The 17,960-nt window shown below is 38.2% G+C and carries 15 protein-coding genes; 10 read left to right on the forward strand and 5 right to left on the reverse strand.

Annotated features, from left to right (window positions below):
• Nucleotides 1-9: 9 nt before the first annotated feature.
• The 3 genes from iorA to OCV67_RS00140 are packed head-to-tail and all read right to left on the reverse strand — an operon-like array spanning nucleotide 10 to nucleotide 3,869.
• Entirely contained in the window at nucleotides 10-1,737 is a 1,728-nt protein-coding gene (iorA, locus tag OCV67_RS00130; RefSeq protein WP_147641826.1) for an indolepyruvate ferredoxin oxidoreductase subunit alpha, read from the reverse strand.
• Nucleotides 1,738-2,574, reverse strand: a complete 837-nt coding sequence (locus OCV67_RS00135; RefSeq protein ID WP_147641827.1) for an HAD-IIB family hydrolase — start codon at nucleotides 2,572-2,574, stop codon at nucleotides 1,738-1,740. It abuts the gene before it with no gap.
• Nucleotides 2,574-3,869, reverse strand: a complete 1,296-nt coding sequence (locus tag OCV67_RS00140) for a phenylacetate--CoA ligase family protein (RefSeq protein ID WP_147641828.1) — start codon at nucleotides 3,867-3,869, stop codon at nucleotides 2,574-2,576. Before OCV67_RS00140 ends, OCV67_RS00135 begins: the two co-directional genes overlap by 1 nt.
• Nucleotides 3,870-4,117: 248 nt before the next feature.
• On the opposite strand from OCV67_RS00140, the gene OCV67_RS00145 reads away from it, so the two are divergent.
• Complete coding sequence (locus tag OCV67_RS00145) at nucleotides 4,118-5,035, forward strand: uridine kinase family protein (RefSeq protein ID WP_147641829.1); 918 nt, start codon at nucleotides 4,118-4,120, stop codon at nucleotides 5,033-5,035.
• Between the two features lie 130 nt (nucleotides 5,036-5,165).
• Here OCV67_RS00145 and OCV67_RS00150 read toward each other — a convergent pair whose 3' ends face one another.
• Nucleotides 5,166-8,870: a phosphoribosylformylglycinamidine synthase gene (locus OCV67_RS00150; RefSeq protein ID WP_147642091.1), complete on the reverse strand. Its 3,705-nt coding sequence runs from the start codon at nucleotides 8,868-8,870 to the stop codon at nucleotides 5,166-5,168.
• 92 nt (nucleotides 8,871-8,962) lie between these two features.
• A complete protein-coding gene (mtaB, locus tag OCV67_RS00155; protein WP_147641830.1) occupies nucleotides 8,963-10,261 on the reverse strand; it encodes a tRNA (N(6)-L-threonylcarbamoyladenosine(37)-C(2))-methylthiotransferase MtaB in 1,299 nt (432 codons plus the stop codon).
• A 248-nt stretch (nucleotides 10,262-10,509) separates the two neighbouring features.
• Between mtaB and OCV67_RS00160 the strand changes: the two genes are divergently transcribed.
• The 9 genes from OCV67_RS00160 (at nucleotide 10,510) to OCV67_RS00200 (ending at nucleotide 17,860) form a co-directional block, all read left to right on the forward strand.
• Entirely contained in the window at nucleotides 10,510-10,740 is a 231-nt protein-coding gene (locus OCV67_RS00160; RefSeq protein WP_147641831.1) for an HPr family phosphocarrier protein, read from the forward strand.
• Nucleotides 10,741-10,874: 134 nt separating this feature from the next.
• The gene (locus OCV67_RS00165) at nucleotides 10,875-12,005 is read left to right on the forward strand and encodes a D-alanyl-D-alanine carboxypeptidase family protein (protein ID WP_147641832.1); all 1,131 of its coding nucleotides are present in this window, start codon (nucleotides 10,875-10,877) and stop codon (nucleotides 12,003-12,005) included.
• Nucleotides 12,006-12,143: 138 nt separating this feature from the next.
• Nucleotides 12,144-13,478 carry a glucose-6-phosphate isomerase gene (locus OCV67_RS00170; protein WP_147641833.1) on the forward strand — a complete coding sequence of 445 codons (1,335 nt, stop codon included), beginning with the start codon at nucleotides 12,144-12,146 and terminating at the stop codon, nucleotides 13,476-13,478.
• A gap of 135 nt (nucleotides 13,479-13,613) precedes the next feature.
• Nucleotides 13,614-14,021 carry a hypothetical protein gene (locus OCV67_RS00175; protein ID WP_147641834.1) on the forward strand — a complete coding sequence of 136 codons (408 nt, stop codon included), beginning with the start codon at nucleotides 13,614-13,616 and terminating at the stop codon, nucleotides 14,019-14,021.
• A gap of 72 nt (nucleotides 14,022-14,093) precedes the next feature.
• On the forward strand, nucleotides 14,094-14,543 hold the full coding sequence (locus OCV67_RS00180; protein ID WP_147641835.1) for a YceD family protein: 450 nt from the start codon (nucleotides 14,094-14,096) through the stop codon (nucleotides 14,541-14,543).
• Between the two features lie 35 nt (nucleotides 14,544-14,578).
• Entirely contained in the window at nucleotides 14,579-14,764 is a 186-nt protein-coding gene (gene rpmF, locus OCV67_RS00185) for a 50S ribosomal protein L32 (RefSeq protein WP_147641836.1), read from the forward strand.
• 95 nt (nucleotides 14,765-14,859) lie between these two features.
• Nucleotides 14,860-16,182, forward strand: a complete 1,323-nt coding sequence (gene der, locus OCV67_RS00190; protein WP_147641837.1) for a ribosome biogenesis GTPase Der — start codon at nucleotides 14,860-14,862, stop codon at nucleotides 16,180-16,182.
• Entirely contained in the window at nucleotides 16,182-16,859 is a 678-nt protein-coding gene (gene plsY, locus OCV67_RS00195; RefSeq protein WP_147641838.1) for a glycerol-3-phosphate 1-O-acyltransferase PlsY, read from the forward strand. Before der ends, plsY begins: the two co-directional genes overlap by 1 nt.
• Before the next feature lie 2 nt (nucleotides 16,860-16,861).
• Nucleotides 16,862-17,860 (forward strand): NAD(P)H-dependent glycerol-3-phosphate dehydrogenase, encoded by a 999-nt coding sequence (locus tag OCV67_RS00200; protein ID WP_147641839.1) that lies wholly within the window; start codon nucleotides 16,862-16,864, stop codon nucleotides 17,858-17,860.
• Nucleotides 17,861-17,960: the final 100 nt, after the last annotated feature.

Here is a 17,960-nt window from a genome sequence, read left to right on the forward strand (position 1 = left end):
TCCCTGAAGTTAATCTGTGATAGCGTCACATTTACACATTTCTGTACAGATTCCACAGCCTACGCATAAAGTTTTGTCAATTTCCGCACCATTATTTTTTATTGAAATGGCAGGACATCCAATTTTCAGGCACATCTTACATGATTTACATTTATCTGGATCTACTTTCAGAGCTGGTTTGTGTTTTACATATTTAAGCAATGCGCATGGACGTCTGGATATTACTACCGACGGTTCTTCAGCTGAAAGCTCTTCCAGTACTGCTTCTTCTGTTTCCTTCATATTATAAGGATCAACAACTCTTACCCTGTTAATGCCGACAGCCTTACAAAGAGCTTCAAGGGATACCTTTGAGGCGGGATCACCTTTTAAGTTGTAACCTGTTGTAGGATTTTGCTGGTGACCTGTCATACCTGTTATGGAATTATCCAGAATAATAACAGTTGAATTAGTTGCATTGTAAGCAATGTTTATCAGACCTGTAACGCCGCTGTGAATAAATGTAGAGTCACCGATTACAGCTACATTTTTCTTTTCGCCGTCAGACCCCATTATCTTGTTCATACCATGCAGAGCGGAAATAGAAGCACCCATACAAATAGTAGAATCCATAGAATTAAGCGGTGCAGCAGCTCCTAAAGTATAGCAGCCGATATCGCCTGAAACTGTAATTTTATTTTTTGCCAGCACATAAAACAAACCTCTGTGAGGACATCCTGCACACATAACAGGAGGTCTTACAGGTACAGATTCTGAAAAATCAATATAGTCGTTTTTCTTGCCGATTATTTTTTCAGCAATAATTGACTGTGAAAGCTCTCCGATAAATCCGAAAAGTTCTTTTCCGATAACATTGATACCAAGTTTTTTGCAGTGAGTTTCAATAATATCGTCAAGTTCTTCAATTACGTAAACAGTTTCGCATTTTGCTGCAAAATCCTTAATAAGATCAACAGGAAGAGGATTTACAACACCAAGCTTGAGATATGAAACATCATCGCCCAGTGCTTCTTTTGCATACTGGTAGGCAATACCGCTTGTAATAACGCCGATTTTTCCGCCGTTTAATTCTATTTTATTTAAAGTAGAAGTTTCAGCATATTCAATAAGTTTTTTTGTTCTTTCTTCAACAAATACATGTCTTGCCTTTGCAAATGCCGGCATCATAACATATTTCTGAGGATTTTTTACATAAGGTTTTGTTTCAGCATTTTCTCTTTCACATAATTCAACAGAACTTTGTGAATGAGAAACTCTTGTAGAAAGTCTTACGATAACAGGAGTATCATATTTTTCAGAAAGCTTGAATGATTCCTTTACAAAATCCTTACACTCAGCCGAGTCGGAAGGCTCTACCATAAGAACCTTTGACGCAATAGCGTGATGGCGACTATCCTGTTCGTTTTGCGAGGAATGCATGCCCGGATCGTCTGCCACGGCGATGACCATACCGCCTGTAACCCCTGTATATGCAGCAGTATAAAGGGGATCTGCCGCAACGTTAAGTCCTACATGCTTCATTCCGCAGAAACTTCTTGCGCCTGCAATTGATGCTCCAAGTGCGGTTTCCATTGCCACTTTTTCATTAGGCGCCCATTCTGCGTACATTTCTTCGTATTTTGCACCGAATTCTGTAATTTCTGTTGAAGGAGTACCAGGATAGCTGGAAATCAACTGACATCCTCCTTCATACAAACCTCTTGCAAAGGCTTCATTGCCAAGCATTAATTTGTTCATTTATTCAAATCCTTTCATATAATTTTTCTTTATCCAGAAAGCCACTGAATCCGCATTATTACAGTCTATAACTTCATCAGCAGCAGATTTTACTTCTTCCTTTGCATTTCCTACCGCTATGCATTTATCGCATATGTGAAACATAGGAAGATCATTTAGATTGTCTCCAAAGCATGTCACATAATCAAATGTGCCGTATTTCTTTAAAAACTTTATGCCATTTGATTTTGAGGCACGGTTTGAGAAAACTTCCAGAAACCATAGTCCTTTATTGTAAACGTCCTTGTAAAATGCACTACTAATATTATTAATTTTATCAAGGCGGTTTTTTACTGGTGCAAGACTTTCATACTCTCCCAGAGTTGTAAAATAAACAACGCTTTCATCAGCTTCACATGCTAAATCAGAACATTTTATAAAGGGCTTGTCATATTTGTCACGTCTTAAAAGAAAAAATTCATACATTTGCTTGTTTTCAAATCCCGTATATAATGCAAAAAGTCTGTTGTTTTTAATTTTATACATAAACGGCTTTATATTACACTGCTTAAAAATAGCAGCCACAGTTACAGCAGTGCCGTTATTTATATACTCATTTTTTATATATTTTTTCTTTTGTATATCGTAAATGCTGACGCCGTTCATAAGTACGCATGGAGTATTTATGTTTATTTTTTCAGTTATTTTTACTGCCGATGAAGCAGTGCGGGCAGTAGCAAATGTAAACGCTCCGCCTGTTGAAATAAATTGATTTATTATTTCTGCGGAAATATCAGATAGTTTGCCGTTTGAGTCGAGCAGTGTTCCGTCCAGATCGGTAATAAGAAGTTCTTTCATTATTGTTTTCTCAGATCAATTATTCTTTTTGCCTTGCCCTGGAATCTTTCCAGCGACTTATGTTCTACCAGTGAAACCTTAGTATCAATTCCGAGAACTGTTTTAAGATTATGGTGAATTAAATTACGCAGCTGTTCAAGTCCGGCATAATTTTCGAGGAGCGATCCATCAGCTAGTTCAACCTTGACCTCAAGACGGTCAGAGAAATTTTCTCTTGTAATCACTAGCTGATAATGGGGAGCGATCTGATCAAATCCCATAAGTACGCTTTCAATCTGAGATGGAAAGACATTTACGCCTCTGATCTTAAGCATATCATCGGTTCTGCCCATAATTTTAGCCATCCTTGCAAAAGTTCTGCCGCATTTACACGGTTCATAGTCAATTTTAGTAATATCCTTAGTACGGTATCTGAGCATAGGAATGCCTTCTTTTGTAAGGGTTGTTACAACAAGTTCTCCCTGCGAACCCCTTGGCAGAACTTCAAGAGTGGTCGGATCAATAATTTCGGCAATGAAATGATCTTCATTAATATGCATACCGCATCTTAAATGACATTCACCTGAGACCCCGGGACCCATAAGTTCGCTCATGCCGTAATTGTCTGTAGCGAACAGTCCGAGAGTTTTTTCCACCTGATTTCTCATTTCTTCCGTACAGCCTTCTGAACCAAACAAACCGAGCTTTAAATTCAGATTGTCTATTACACCCATTTCTTTTGCTGTTTCACCGATAAACTGTGCATATGAAGGCGTAGCGACCAGTGCGGTAGTCTGAAAATCCTGCATCAGCATAATTTGTTTTTCAGTATTGCCGCTTGATGTGGGGACAACTGTGGCTCCAATTTTTTCAAGTCCGTAATGAAGACCCAGAGCACCCGTAAAAAGTCCATATCCAAAGGCAATCTGAACTATATCTTCATCAGTTGCGCCTGCTGCCATGCAAAGTCTTGCCATACAGTCGCTCCAGTTGTCAAGATCGTTTTTTGTATATCCGACTACAGTCGGTTTTCCTGTAGTACCGCTTGAAGCATGAATTCTTACGATATTTTTTATTGGCTGTCCAAAGAGACCAAAAGGATAATTATCACGTATATCGTCCTTGGTTGTGTATGGTATGTACTGTATATCGTCCAGAGTTTTTATTTTTTCAGCAGTTACTCCTGCTTTTTCAAGTCTGTCGTGATAAAACGGTATGTTTTTACAGCAATAATCCACCAGCCATTTTAGTCTGTTAAGCTGAATTTCTTCAATTTGTTTTCTTGACATTGTTTCAGCGTCTTTTTGAAAAAACATTTTATACATCCTTTCCGAGTAAACGAATGAATAATCATTCTAAAAACTTATTATATCATTTTTTTTGACAAAAGTACATAGTTTAATAGATTACATTTATTTATTTGTGAAATTCCTTGTAAATCCAAGGCTAAGTTTTGTACATATTTAACAAAAAGAGGGAAGTGTTTTTTATTATATAGAACATTGATAAATTTTTCCGAATATAGTATAATATAAATACTTTAAATTTATGAAAGGTTTATGATATGAAATACGTTAAAACAGATTCTCTCAATAGGATTATAACTGAAAATCCACGTAAGCTTGTAAATGATTCGGAGGGAAATTATTATTGTCAGCTTAATAATGTGTGTGGAGAAATATCGAAAAAACGCAATACTCATCCTGTTATTTTAATTTCCGGTCCTTCGGGTTCGGGAAAAACTTCAGCTGCAAATGAAATGTCCAGAATTTTAAAAAAGAATTATAACTGTGACAGCAATGTTATTTCACTTGATAATTACTTTCGCTCAAATACTTCGCCGGATATGCCAAGAGATAAAAATGGCAATATAGATCTGGAGTCTCCGTTATGTACAGATTTAAAACTGCTTCAAGAGCATCTGGTGCTTATGAATGAAGGCAAAGAATTTATGATGCCGGTATTCGATTTTAAAAAACAGTCGCGCAGCAGTTATGTTCCGTTTAAAAGAGAGGCGGATTCTTTAGTAATCATGGAAGGGATTCATGCGCTGAACCCTCTTGTGACCGGTGAAAACAATTTTGCGACCTGTATTTATATAAGCGTACGTACAAGACTGAAAGACCGTAACAACAAGATTCTTCATCCTCGCATCATACGGCTTATAAGGCGGCTTTGCAGAGACAGTCTTTTCAGAGGAAGGAATCTGGAATCAATTTTTTCTTATTTTGAAAGCGTATCGGAGGGAGAAGATAAATATATTTTTCCGTTTAAACGTCGTGCTGATTTTCAGATAGATACGTTTATGTCTTATGAAGTGTCGGTTTATAAAAGCTTTCTTTATAGAAAGCTGTCAGAGGCAGAGCAGATATTACGCAATAATCATTATTATAATAATATTATTGAATTTTTTAATATATTACTTCCTGTCAGTGAAAAGGAAGTACCGTCAGATTCTTTGATTCGTGAATTTATAGGGTGAGATCTAATATTACTTTTATACGTATATTTTAAATTATATTCGGCGGAACTAATTTATTATAACATTTTTATATTATGCATGTAAACATAAAAACGGCTGTACAGAATTTCTGTACAGCCGTAAATTTTAATTATTTAAAGTATCTTACACCGTTTTCAAAAATTCCCTGATCCTTGATGCCTGTAACATTTTTGCATACATCAAATCCGATACGTTCACTGTGTCCCATTTTACCGAGTACACGTCCGTCAGGGGAGGTTATGCCTTCGATGGCTTCCATAGAAGTATTAGGATTAAATCTGATATCCATTGACGGTTTTCCGTTCAGATCAACATATTGTGTTGCTATTTGACCGTTGTTTGCAAGCTGTACTATTAAAGATTGAGGAGCTACAAATCTTCCTTCGCCGTGTGAGATCGGGATAGCATGAATATCGCCTACATTACTGTTTGCAAGCCATGGAGATTTGTTAGACGCAATTCTGGTATTTACCATCATTGACTGGTGTCTTGCAATGGTATTGAAAGTAAGGGTAGGGGATTCGTTGGTCATATCGGTAATTTCACCGTAAGGAACAAGACCTAGCTTGATAAGAGCCTGGAATCCGTTACAGATACCCAACATAAGACCGTCTCTTTTTTTGAGAAGTTCATGTACGGCGTCCTTAACCTTTGGATTTCTGAAAAATGCAGTAATAAATTTACCGCTTCCGTCAGGTTCGTCGCCGCCGCTGAATCCTCCGGGAATCATAATAATTTGTGACTGTTTAATGATTTTTGCAGCTTCTTCAATTGAATCTTCAATATCAGAAGCGCTGAGATTCTTGACTACCATTATCTGTGCTTCAGCTCCGGCACGTTCAAATGCTCTTGCGGTATCGTATTCACAGTTAGTACCCGGGAAAACCGGAATAAATACCTTAGGAACAGCAGCTTTAATTGATGGGAATGCACGTTTAGCAGCATTGAACTCATAAGCTTCAACTGCCGAAAGAGTAGTTTTTATTCTGCAAGGGAATACAGGTTCAAGTTTGTTTTCCCATGTTTTCTGGAGCGAGTCAAGAGAAAGAGTATAGCTCTTTGTAAAGATATTATATTCTTGTTTTGTTTTACCCAGAACAATTTCATTTTCCAGTGCTTCGCCGTCAATTTCAATAATGAATGAGCCGTAGTGAGGCAGGAACAGTTCTTCTTCGGAAAGTTTGTTTTCAAATGCGAAACCGATCCTGTTACCGAAACACATTTTAGCGATACCTTCGGCAACACCGCCGCCTGAAACAGTCCAGACTGCTTTTGCTCTGCCGTTTTCAATCATGTCTTCTACATAAGCAAAGCAGTTCTTTACGCTTTCAAATACCGGCAGACTGTTTTCGTCGTAATCAGGCTTGATCATGATTACTGTACTGTCAGTGTCCTTAAATTCAGGTGAAACGATTTTTCTGCTTGAAGCAGTGGAAACAGCAAAGGAAACCAGAGTAGGAGGAACGTCTATGTTTTCAAATGTACCGGACATGGAATCCTTACCGCCGATAGCTCCGCATCCCATTTCCAGCTGAGCCTTGAATGCGCCGAGAAGGGCTGCCATAGGCTTGCCCCAGCGTTCCGGATTGTTCTGAGTTCTTTCAAAATATTCTTGGAATGTCAGCCAACAGTGTTCATATTTACCGCCTGCGGCAACGACTTTGGCAATTGATTCAACAACAGCAAGCATTGCTCCGTGATATGGACTTTTTTCACTGATAAATGGGTTGTATCCCCAGCCCATAATCGAACATGTATCTGTCTGACCCTTGAGTACAGGAATTTTTGCAGCCATAGCCTGAGTTGGTGTAAGCTGATATTTTCCGCCAAAAGGCATAAGCACAGTTGAAGCGCCGATTGTAGAGTCGAACTTTTCAACCAATCCTTTCTGTGAGCACACATTAAGGTTAGCCATAAGAGCGTCCCAGCCTTCAGGATTGTCCGTATAAGTATTGAGAACTTTGATGTCAGGCTTTTTGATTTTAATATCTGTATATTTAGGTGCACCGTTGGAGTTTAAAAATTCTCTTGAAAGATCAACGATTGTAACGCCGTTCCAGTTCATTTTAAGACGTGGTTCTTCCATAACATCTGCAACGACTGTAGCTTCAAGATTTTCTTTGTGTGCTTCATTTAAGAATCTTTCCACATCTTCCTTAGCGATCACAACAGCCATTCTTTCCTGTGATTCGCTGATTGCAATTTCTGTACCGTCCAGTCCCTCATACTTTTTCGGAACGGCATTGAGGTCGATTACAAGACCGTCGGTCAGCTCGCCTATTGCCACAGATACACCGCCTGCACCGAAATCGTTACAGCGTTTGATCATTTTTGTAACGTCAGGATTTCTGAAGAGTCTCTGTAATTTTCTTTCCTCAGGAGGATTACCTTTTTGTACTTCAGCTCCGCAGTGTTCAAGAGATTCAAGAGTATGAGATTTTGAAGAGCCTGTTGCGCCTCCGCAGCCGTCACGACCTGTTTTACCGCCCAGCAGAACTACAACATCTCCCGGAGCAGGCGCTTCACGTCTGATATTTTCAGCAGGAGCCGCACCTACAACAGCGCCGATCTCAAGTCTTTTGGCAACATATCCCGGGTGATAGATTTCAGATACATGTCCTGTAGCAAGACCGATCTGATTACCGTATGAACTATAACCGTTTGCAGCGCCCAAAGTGATTTTTCTCTGAGGAAGCTTACCGGAAATAGTGTCTTCAACGGGAACAAGAGGATTTGCCGCACCTGTTACTCTCATTGCCTGATATACGTAAGAACGTCCTGACAGCGGATCACGGATCGCTCCGCCCAAGCAAGTAGCTGCACCGCCGAACGGTTCGATTTCTGTAGGGTGATTATGAGTTTCATTTTTGAACATCAGAATCCAGTCTTCTTCACCGTTTTCAGTATTTACTTTTATTTTAACGGAGCATGCATTGATTTCTTCACTTTCGTCAAGATCGTTTAGCTTACCGTCAGCCTTAAGCTTTTTAACGGCAAGAGTAGCCATGTCCATAAGTGTTACAGGTTTTTCTTCTCTTCCAAGCTCAGAACGAATTTCGAGATATTCATCATAAGTTTCCTTAATATAAGGAGTTTCAATATCCACGTTTTCAATATTTGTAGAAAAAGTTGTATGACGGCAGTGATCAGACCAGTAGGTATCGATCATTCTGATTTCCGTAATTGTAGGATCACGCTTTTCAGTATCCTTGAAATATGACTGACAGAACTTAATATCATCAAAATCCATTGCCAGACCGAATTCCTTGATAAATGCATTCAGTCCTTTGTCATTAAGTCTGATAAAGTTTTCAAGGACTTCGACCTTTTCAGGAATCTCATAATCTGTATCAAGTGTTTTTACGATATTCAGCGAAGCTTCACGGCTTTCAACTGGGTTGATAAGATAGGATTTAAGTCTGGTGAATTCATCGTCTGTAAGACTGCCTTCAATAATATATATTTTTGTGTTTTTGACACGGCAGCGGTCTTTCTGTGTAAGTATCTGTATGCACTGCTCACAGCTGTCTGCACGTTGATCAAACTGTCCCGGCAGAAATTCAACTGCAAATATTCTTTCATTATTTATAAGAACAGGCAGTTCAGAATAAGTAACGTCTACGGCAGGCTCTGAAAATACAGTGTTTACGGACATTTCAAAGTCCTCACGGCTGAGTTTGTCAGCATCGTAACGGTTTAAAATCCTGACTCCTGAAATATTCAGACGAAGAGCTGTCTGAATATCGTTTAAAACAGATTTTGCTTCAACAGCATATTCAGGTTTCTTTTCAACATAAATTCGGAATACAGACATATTATGCTCCATTCTCCGCAATTAAAGTGTATTGTATATATTTAAACGGTATACTTGCGGAAAATACCGTTTCAGACTGTCGGTAGATTTAATTAAACCAATTCACCTATACAACAGTCTTTTTTACTTTCTACTATTTTAACATAAAAAATCATTCTGCGCAAACTTTTTTCGGATTTTTTTGCCGGAATTTTTATTAATGTGTAATTTGGTGTAAATCCTTGGTGAAATTCAGGAGAGCTTTCACGCTCAAAAAGTACCGGAACTGTCATTCCGACTTGCGTTTTCATAAATCTTTCCGTTAGCTGTGATCCGGCTGATTTCATTATTTTAGCTCTTTGAGCTTTGATATTTTCGGAAACCTGATTTTTCATTTCTGCGGCTTTTGTGCCCGGTCTTACAGAATATGGAAAAACATGTATTTTTGAAAATCCTATTTTTTCTGCAAATTTCAAAGATTCTTCAAAATCTTTATCGGTTTCGTCCGGAAAACCGACCATTATATCGGTGGTAAATGACGCATTGCTAAAATATTTTCTTATTCTGCATACAAGGTCGTAGTATTGTTCACAATTATAATGACGGTTCATATTTTTCAGCGTTTTGTCACAGCCGCTTTGTAGAGATAAATGAAAATGAGGACAGAATTGAGGAAGCTTTGACAGACGTTCAAGGTCGCTGTCAGTAATGATTTCCGGTTCAAGAGAGCCGAGCCTTACACGTTCTACGCCTTTTATTTTACAGCATACTTCAACTGCATCTGCTAGGCAGAGGTCAAATTCTTTTCCGTAAAAGGCAAGATTTATCCCTACAAGAACAATTTCCTTATGACCGTTTGCAGCTAGTTCTTTTATTTCTTCTTTTAAGGTTTCAATAGGTTTAGAACGGCATCTTCCTCGTGCATAAGGAATAATGCAGTAGCTGCAAAATTGATTACAGCCGTCCTGTATTTTGACAAATGCTCTTGTTTTATTTTTAAATTCGCTGCATTTGATATTTTCAAAATCATCGCATTTTTCGTATGATGTAATGTGAATGATCTGCTCTTTTTTTTCAATGTGCCGTTTTACAAGCTCCGGAATTTTATTTCTGTTTCTTGTTCCGGTTACTATATCTGCTTCCGGAAGCTTGTCTGCTATATCCGGAGAAGCCTGAGGGAGACAGCCGGTAAGAACTATAACGGCATCCGGATTCAATTTTCTTATACGTTTTAAAGTATGAATCGTTTTGCTGTCTCCCGAGGAGGTTACAGTACAGGAATTAATTATGATTACGTCGGCATCGGCAGGAGTATCCGAAATATCGTAATTTTCCGATATAAAGATTTCTTTAATGCTTTCGGTTTCATATTGATTTACTTTACAGCCGAAGCTGATAAAATGAGCATTCATATTTTTTACCTTTCGTTAAATAATGTGTTTATGTTTAACAAATTTAAACAATGTATATTGTGCAGACATTACAAAATAATCAAGGTGAATAAAAACAGACTGAATGTCAGCTTATTCATTATACTAAATTTACGAAAATATTTCAATTGTATTGACTTTATTTTTTAAGAGTGGTATTATTTATACAGCGGAAAGAAATTATAAAAATTCCGCATGAAGTAATTGCTTGTAATTTAGGAGGTATAATTATGGTAACTTATAAGATTTCTCTGGCAGCAATCAATGATGTAAAAGATTTTGTGAACATGGTAATGAGATATGACTTTGACGTTGATTTGATTTCAGGCAGATATGCTGTAGATGCAAAGTCAATTATGGGTATTTTCAGTCTTGATCTTTCAAAGCCTATCGAACTTAAGGCTCATACAGATGAACCCGGTGATTTTGCAAAGGATATTGAAAAATATATTGTAAAATAATAGTAAAGTAATATTGTGGAATTTGCTTTTAAGCGCAGATAGTAAAAGCCGTCGGTAAAAGAACTGACGGCTTTAATTTTTTTTAAAATATTTGCATATAATTTCCATAATAATACTTTTTTGGGAGAGTTGTTATGAAAAAAATCATATCATTGTGTATATCTGCGCTTTTATTTATTATTACTCCCTGTACTTGCTTTGCGGAGGAAGAAACCAAGAACTATGTACAGTGTACTCTGCTTATGGAAGCTTCCACAGGGACTGTAATAAGTGAGGAAAATGGCTATAAACGTGTTCCTCAGGGTACGCTTAACAAGCTTATGACTGTTCTTCTTACAGCTGAGGAAATTGAATGCGGTAAGATATCGGTTGATACGAAGCTTACAGCCAGCGCTAATGCAAATCAACAGCAGGGAGCGGTAGTATGGCTTATGCAAGGAGAAACAATAACTGTTGACGAATTGCTTAAAGCCGTTATAATCGGAAATGCAAATGATGCGTCAATGGTGCTGGCGGAAGAGATCGGCGGAGATGAAAATGAATTTGTCGGCATGATGAATGCCAGAGCATTTGAACTGGGGATGAGAGATACTGTATTTAAAAACTGTGCCGGATATGATGCGCAGGGGCAGTATTCTACCGCCTATGACACAGCTTTGCTTACACGTGAACTTTTAAAGTATGATTTTCTTAAAAATTATATGACTTCCTGGATGGATAGTGTACGAAACGGTCAGACAGAACTTGTAAATGAAAACAGACTGGTGAGAACATATGAAGGTATTCTGGGAGTTAAGGCGGGGCATTCTGAGGAATCAGGATATACTTTATCACTTGCGGCAGAAAGGGACGGTCAGGTATATATATCAGTTGTTATGGGATGTTCGGACAAGGATGAAAGATTTGCTGTGGGGAAATCGCTTTTAGCGGCAGGATTTTCTTCGTATAAGGTAACTACTCCGGCGTTCTCAAATGAATTTTTAAAGCCGCTTTCAGTTCATCACGGCGTTGACGATGCTGTTGAAATTGAAGCAGAGGATCTGACGGGATTGGTCGTTCCTAAAAGCGGCGATGAGCTAAGTTCTGTTATTTTTATACCGGAATATGTTGAAGCACCTGTAAAAAAAGGTCAGAAAATTGGTACGGTAGGCTTTTACAACGGAGACGCATTGCTTTATGAAACCAATCTTATTGCTTCGGAATCAGTTGAATGTATGACCTTTTCAATAGCATTGAAAAAATATTTGTACATTATGTATAAATAAATCGCTTGATAATTGTAAGTAATAAACAATAATGAAGTTATGTCTTGAAAATAAAAAGGAAATATAGTAAAATGATAAGGGTAAGAATATATTGAGAAAAATTTTAATTATGCTTATTATTGACTGGAGGAAACTGAAATGTCTTTGAAGTTGAACGGCAAATATGTTCAGAAATTTGTTAACGAAGATGAAATGAGCGGTATCAAGGCTCAGGTGGAAACTGCGGCTAAGGTTCTGCATGACAGAACAGGTCTTGGCAATGATTTTCTTGGCTGGCTTGATCTGCCGGTAGATTACGATAAGGAAGAATTTTCCAGAATTAAGGCTGCCGCTGAAAAGATTAATAAAACAGCCGATGTTCTTATTGTAATCGGTATCGGCGGTTCTTATCTTGGAGCCAGAGCAGCTATTGAACTGCTGAAATCTCCATTCTATAATAATATGAAAAAAGATACTCCTGATATTTATTATGTCGGCAACAATATTAATCCGACATACCTTCAGGAAATTCTTTCTATTTGTGAGGGTAGGGATATTGCGGTAAATGTTATATCAAAATCCGGTACAACTACCGAACCTGCACTTGCTTTCAGAATCTTCAAAAAGCTTGTTGAAGATAAGTATGGACGTGATGAAGCAAAGGAAAGAATTTTCTGTACCACAGACAAGGCGAGGGGAACACTTAAAAATCTTGCCGATGCCGAAGGATATGAAACATTTGTTATTCCTGATGATGTAGGCGGACGTTATTCAGTGCTTACAGCAGTAGGACTTCTTCCAATTGCAGTGGCAGGCTGTGACATTGACGGACTTATGAAGGGTGCAGCACAGGCAAGAGAAGATTTTTCAGCTGATTTTGACAATAACGACTGTTATAAATATGCGGCTCTTAGAAATATTCTTTATCGTAAGGGTAAAGCAGTTGAGCTTATGGTTTCATATGATCCTGCATTCTGCATGATGTTAGAATGGTATAAGCAGCTCTTTGGTGAAAGTGAAGGTAAGGATAACAAGGGTATTTTACCGGATTCAGTTGTATTCTCAACAGATTTGCATTCAATGGGTCAGTTTATTCAGGACGGTTCCAGAATTATGTTTGAAACTGTTATTGATATTAAAAATCCTAAGCAGGATCTTTTCCTTGAAGACGATGCTGAAAATATTGACGGTTTGAATTTCCTGACAAATCAGAATATGTCAGTAGTAAACAGAAAGGCTTTTGAAGGTACTGTATTAGCTCATACAGAAGGCGGCGTTCCTAATATTATTCTGGAGCTTGACAAGATAGATGAAGAAAATCTCGGATATATGATTTATTTCTTTGAAAAGGCTTGTGCAGTATCAGGATATGTTATGGGGGTAAATCCGTTTAATCAGCCGGGCGTTGAAAGCTATAAATCCAATATGTTTGCACTTCTCGGCAAGCCGGGTTATGAAGATCAGAAAGAGGCACTGGAGGCTAAGCTGAGATAATTAAAAAACACTTATATGAGTGTCCTTGAGGATATTCATTTAAGAATGCTGTGACCTGATTTAAGGTCCTGCAATAAAACGCATTATACAATGCAGCAATATTTATGTCATGCGTATGACGGAAGGAGTTTATAAATGATTAAGTTAATAACAGGCAAAAAGGGTACAGGTAAAACAAAAGTTCTTATCGATATGATCAATGATGCAGTTAAGTCAACAAACGGCGATCTAATCTGTATTGAAAAGGGAGCTAAGCTTACTTATGACATCAGCTATAAGGTAAGACTTGTTGATGCAGAACGTTTTAATGTTTCAGGTTACGATTCATTCTATGGTTTTGTTGCCGGAATGCTCGCAGGAAATTACGATATCAAGGAAATCTTTGTTGATTCAATTCTTAAAATCGGCGGTACTGATTTTGATGAATTCGGCATTATGCTTGATAAGCTGGACAAGCTTACAGGCGATGACACACAGGTTATTTTCACAGTTTCAGCTGATAATGAAGAACTGCCTGCAAGTGTTACAAAATTTGCCGATTAATAAAAAAAGTATTGACAATAAGCGACGTTTTGTATATAATAGAATTTGTGATGCTTGTAAGGGAGTAAATTTATGACAGCGGATTTACGTCAGGTTTTTAATATAATCGGAGAGCGTAAGGAATTTGAGTTTGAAATTCCTCTTGCCGAATTGGAACAGTCATGCGGCTATGATTTTGCAGGATCTGTAACAGTTTCCGGAAGCTTTTATAATCGTGCTGACGTTGTTCATATGGATTATTCCGTAAAGTTTACATTAAATATCGTCTGTGACAGATGCTTGAAAGAATTGAAAAGGGATTATTTCTATGAATTTAAGCATGTAATTGTCAGTGCCTTAAATTCTGACAACGATGAATATATTGTTGCGGAAAATTATAGGGTCGATGTAAATGAGATTGCTCTTTCGGACTTGCTTCTTGAACTGCCAACCAAACTGCTTTGCAGTGATGATTGCATGGGACTTTGCCCTGTGTGCGGCTGTGACTTGAACGAATCCGAGTGTAATTGCCAAAAAAACTGAGCTTTGTTGAAGCAAAGCTGTAAGGAGGTGCCGGAATGGCTGTACCAAAGAGAAAAACTTCCAAGGCTAGACGTGATAAAAGACGTTCTGCTGTTTGGAAGCTGGATGCACCTGCGTTCAGCAGATGCGATAACTGCGGTGAATTAAAGGCTCCGCATAAGGTTTGTAAGAATTGTGGATTCTACAAGGGCGTTGAGGTTATCAAAATGGATGCCGAATAATGCTTGAGAGGAGGAGAGGAGGAGCAATCTTCCTCTCCTTTCCGTTTATATAAGATTTTTTATGTTAAAACTAAATAAAGAAAGGGGATGTTTAAATGTCATTGCCTGTAGTTGCAGTGGTTGGACGTCCAAATGTCGGAAAATCAACACTGTTTAATAAATTGGTAGGTCAGCGGATTTCTATAGTTGAGGATACTCCCGGCGTTACCAGAGATAGAATTTATTCAAAATGCGAGTGGCGTGCCAGAGAATTTATGGTAGTCGATACCGGAGGTATTGAACCGGCGTCCGACGATATTATCCTGTCCCAGATGAGACGTCAGGCAGAGCTTGCTATTGAAAGAGCTGATGTTATTGTTCTGGTAACGGATGTCAGGTGCGGAGTGACTTCAACTGATCATGAGGTTGCTTTAATGCTTCAAAAAAGCGGGAAACCTGTGGTGCTTGCAGTAAACAAATGTGATACTATCGGTGAAACTCCTGTTGAAATATATGAATTTTATAATCTTGGTCTGGGAGATCCTTTTCCGATCTCTTCTCAGCATGGTCATGGAACAGGAGATCTGCTTGATGAAATATTTAAATATTTTCCTGATGATAAAACAGAGGATTACGAAGAGGATTACATTAAGGTTGCTATTATAGGAAAACCGAATGTGGGTAAGTCTTCTTTGATAAATAAAATAGCAGGTGAAGAACGGGTAATCGTTTCAAATATTGCCGGTACTACCCGTGACGCAACGGATACTGTCATTGAAAATGATGAAGGTAAATTTGTATTTATTGATACGGCAGGAATCAGAAAAAAATCAAAGGTAAATGAAAGAATAGAACATTACAGTGTGCTGCGTGCATATATGGCTGTTGACAGAGCTGACGTATGCGTTATCGTCATTGATGCTGAAGTGGGATTTACTGAACAGGATTCAAAAATTGCCGGTTATGCTCATGAACAGGGAAAAGCGTCAATAATTGCTGTAAATAAATGGGATGCAATTGAAAAAGGCGATAATACAATGAAGGAATTTCAGACGAAATTGGAAAATGACTTTAGCTTTATGTCATATGTTCCTTTTATTTTCATATCTGCTAAGACCGGACAAAGAGTGAATAAGCTGTTTGAGATGATAAAATATGTCAATGAGCAGAATTGTATGAGAATTTCAACAGGTATGCTAAACGATGTTCTTGCATATGCTACTACAAGAGTACAGCCGCCTTCGGATAAAGGCAGAAGACTGAAAATTTATTATATGACGCAGGCGTCTACTAAACCGCCTACATTTGTAACTTTTGTAAATCGTTCTGATTTATTCCACTTTTCATATCAGCGTTATCTTGAAAATCAGATAAGAGGCACATTCGGACTTTCCGGTACGCCTGTAAGATTTGTAGTAAGGGAACGAGGAGACAAATAATGGTTTTACAGATTCTTATGGCAGTTGTATTTTCAGCAGTAGTTTCATATCTTTTGGGCAGCTGTAATTCTTCGATTATAGTAGTAAAGCTTTTGAAGGGTGAGGATATCAGAAAGTTCGGCAGCTTTAATGCCGGACTTACCAATACACTAAGATGCTTTGGCAAGCTTCCGGCAGCGTTTACTCTTATAGGAGATCTGCTTAAAGGTATTATAGCTGTTATTATCTGTAAGCTTATATGCGGCTTGTTAGGAGTGGGACTTGGACCTGATAATGACGTGCATTTTATCGGTTATATTGCCGGCTTTTTTGCGGTTATCGGTCATATTTTTCCGCTTTATTACGGATTTAAGGGCGGTAAAGGCGTACTTGTAGGAGTTTCAGTATTTTTAGTAATAGATCCGATTGTATTCGGAATATTAATTTTGATTTTTGCAGTTATTCTGGCATTTAGTAAATATGTTTCTTTATCGTCAATTATTGCTACGATTTGCTGTCCGTTTATTACTTTTTTAATGCAATATTTTGCTGAGGGTACTGCTTTAAAATTGTCTGTTGTTTATGCAGTATTAACGCTGCCTATATGTATACTGGTAATATTTATGCACAGAACCAATATTACCAGACTGAAAAATGGAACTGAAAATAGATTTTCATTTCATAAAAAGGAGGAATAAATATGGCAAAGATAACAATACTGGGTTCCGGAGGATTCGGAATGTCTCTTGCTGTTATGCTGAACCGTATAGGTCATAAGGTTACAGTCTGGTCGGCATTTCAGAAAGAACTTGATAATATAAAAGCCGACGGAGAACATAAGTCAAAGCTGCCGGGAGTAAAGATTCCTGAATCAATTGAGCTTAATGCAGATATTTCATGCGTAATAGGCAGCGACATTGTTCTTCTTGGAATACCGTCTCCTTATGTGAGAGACGTGGTCAGAAAAGCATCACCTTTTATAACTGAAGAAATGGTAGTTGTCAATACCAGCAAAGGACTGGAAAACGGTACTCATAAGCTTATCAGCGATGTTATCCGAGAAGAAGTAAAGAAATCGCCTATTGTAATTCTCTCCGGACCGTCTCATGCCGAGGAGGTTGCTCTTGGTATTCCAACAACCGTGGTGGCAGCTTCGGAAGATATGGAAGCGGCGGCTTATATTCAGGATACGATGAGCAGTAATGTTTTCAGAATTTATATAAATAGTGATGTGGTAGGCTGTGAAATAGGCGGAGCTCTAAAAAATATAATTGCGGTCTGCGCCGGAATATGCGACGGTTTAAATTACGGCGACAATACCAAAGCTGCTCTCATGACAAGAGGTATCACTGAAATCGGAAGACTTGGCGTAGCCCTTGGAGCGTCTGCCTCAACCTTTGCAGGACTTACCGGAATAGGCGACCTTATTGTTACATGTACCAGTATGCACAGCAGAAACAGACGTGCGGGGATTCTTATCGGTCAGGGAGTAAGCCCCGAAGAGGCGGTAAAGCTTGTAGGTACGGTTGAAGGCTATAACTGCTGTAAAGTGGCTCTTGAGCTTGCAAATAAAGTAGGAGTTTCCATGCCGATTACCGAGCAGCTCAATAACGTACTTTTTAATAAAGGCAATGTTAAAGAAGCTTTGGGAAAACTTATGTCAAGACCTAAAAAATGTGAAACAGAGGAAATTATTTAATTTAATCCCTTTCAGAAAGTAATTTTCTGGAAGGGATTTTTTTGTGTTGAAAAATTAATAAAAAAATGTTAAAATTATAATATACTTTTTTGAAAGGCAG

Origin of the sequence: Porcipelethomonas ammoniilytica, from assembly GCF_025567485.1 — a bacterium.
Taxonomy (GTDB): domain Bacteria; phylum Bacillota; class Clostridia; order Oscillospirales; family Ruminococcaceae; genus Porcipelethomonas; species Porcipelethomonas ammoniilytica.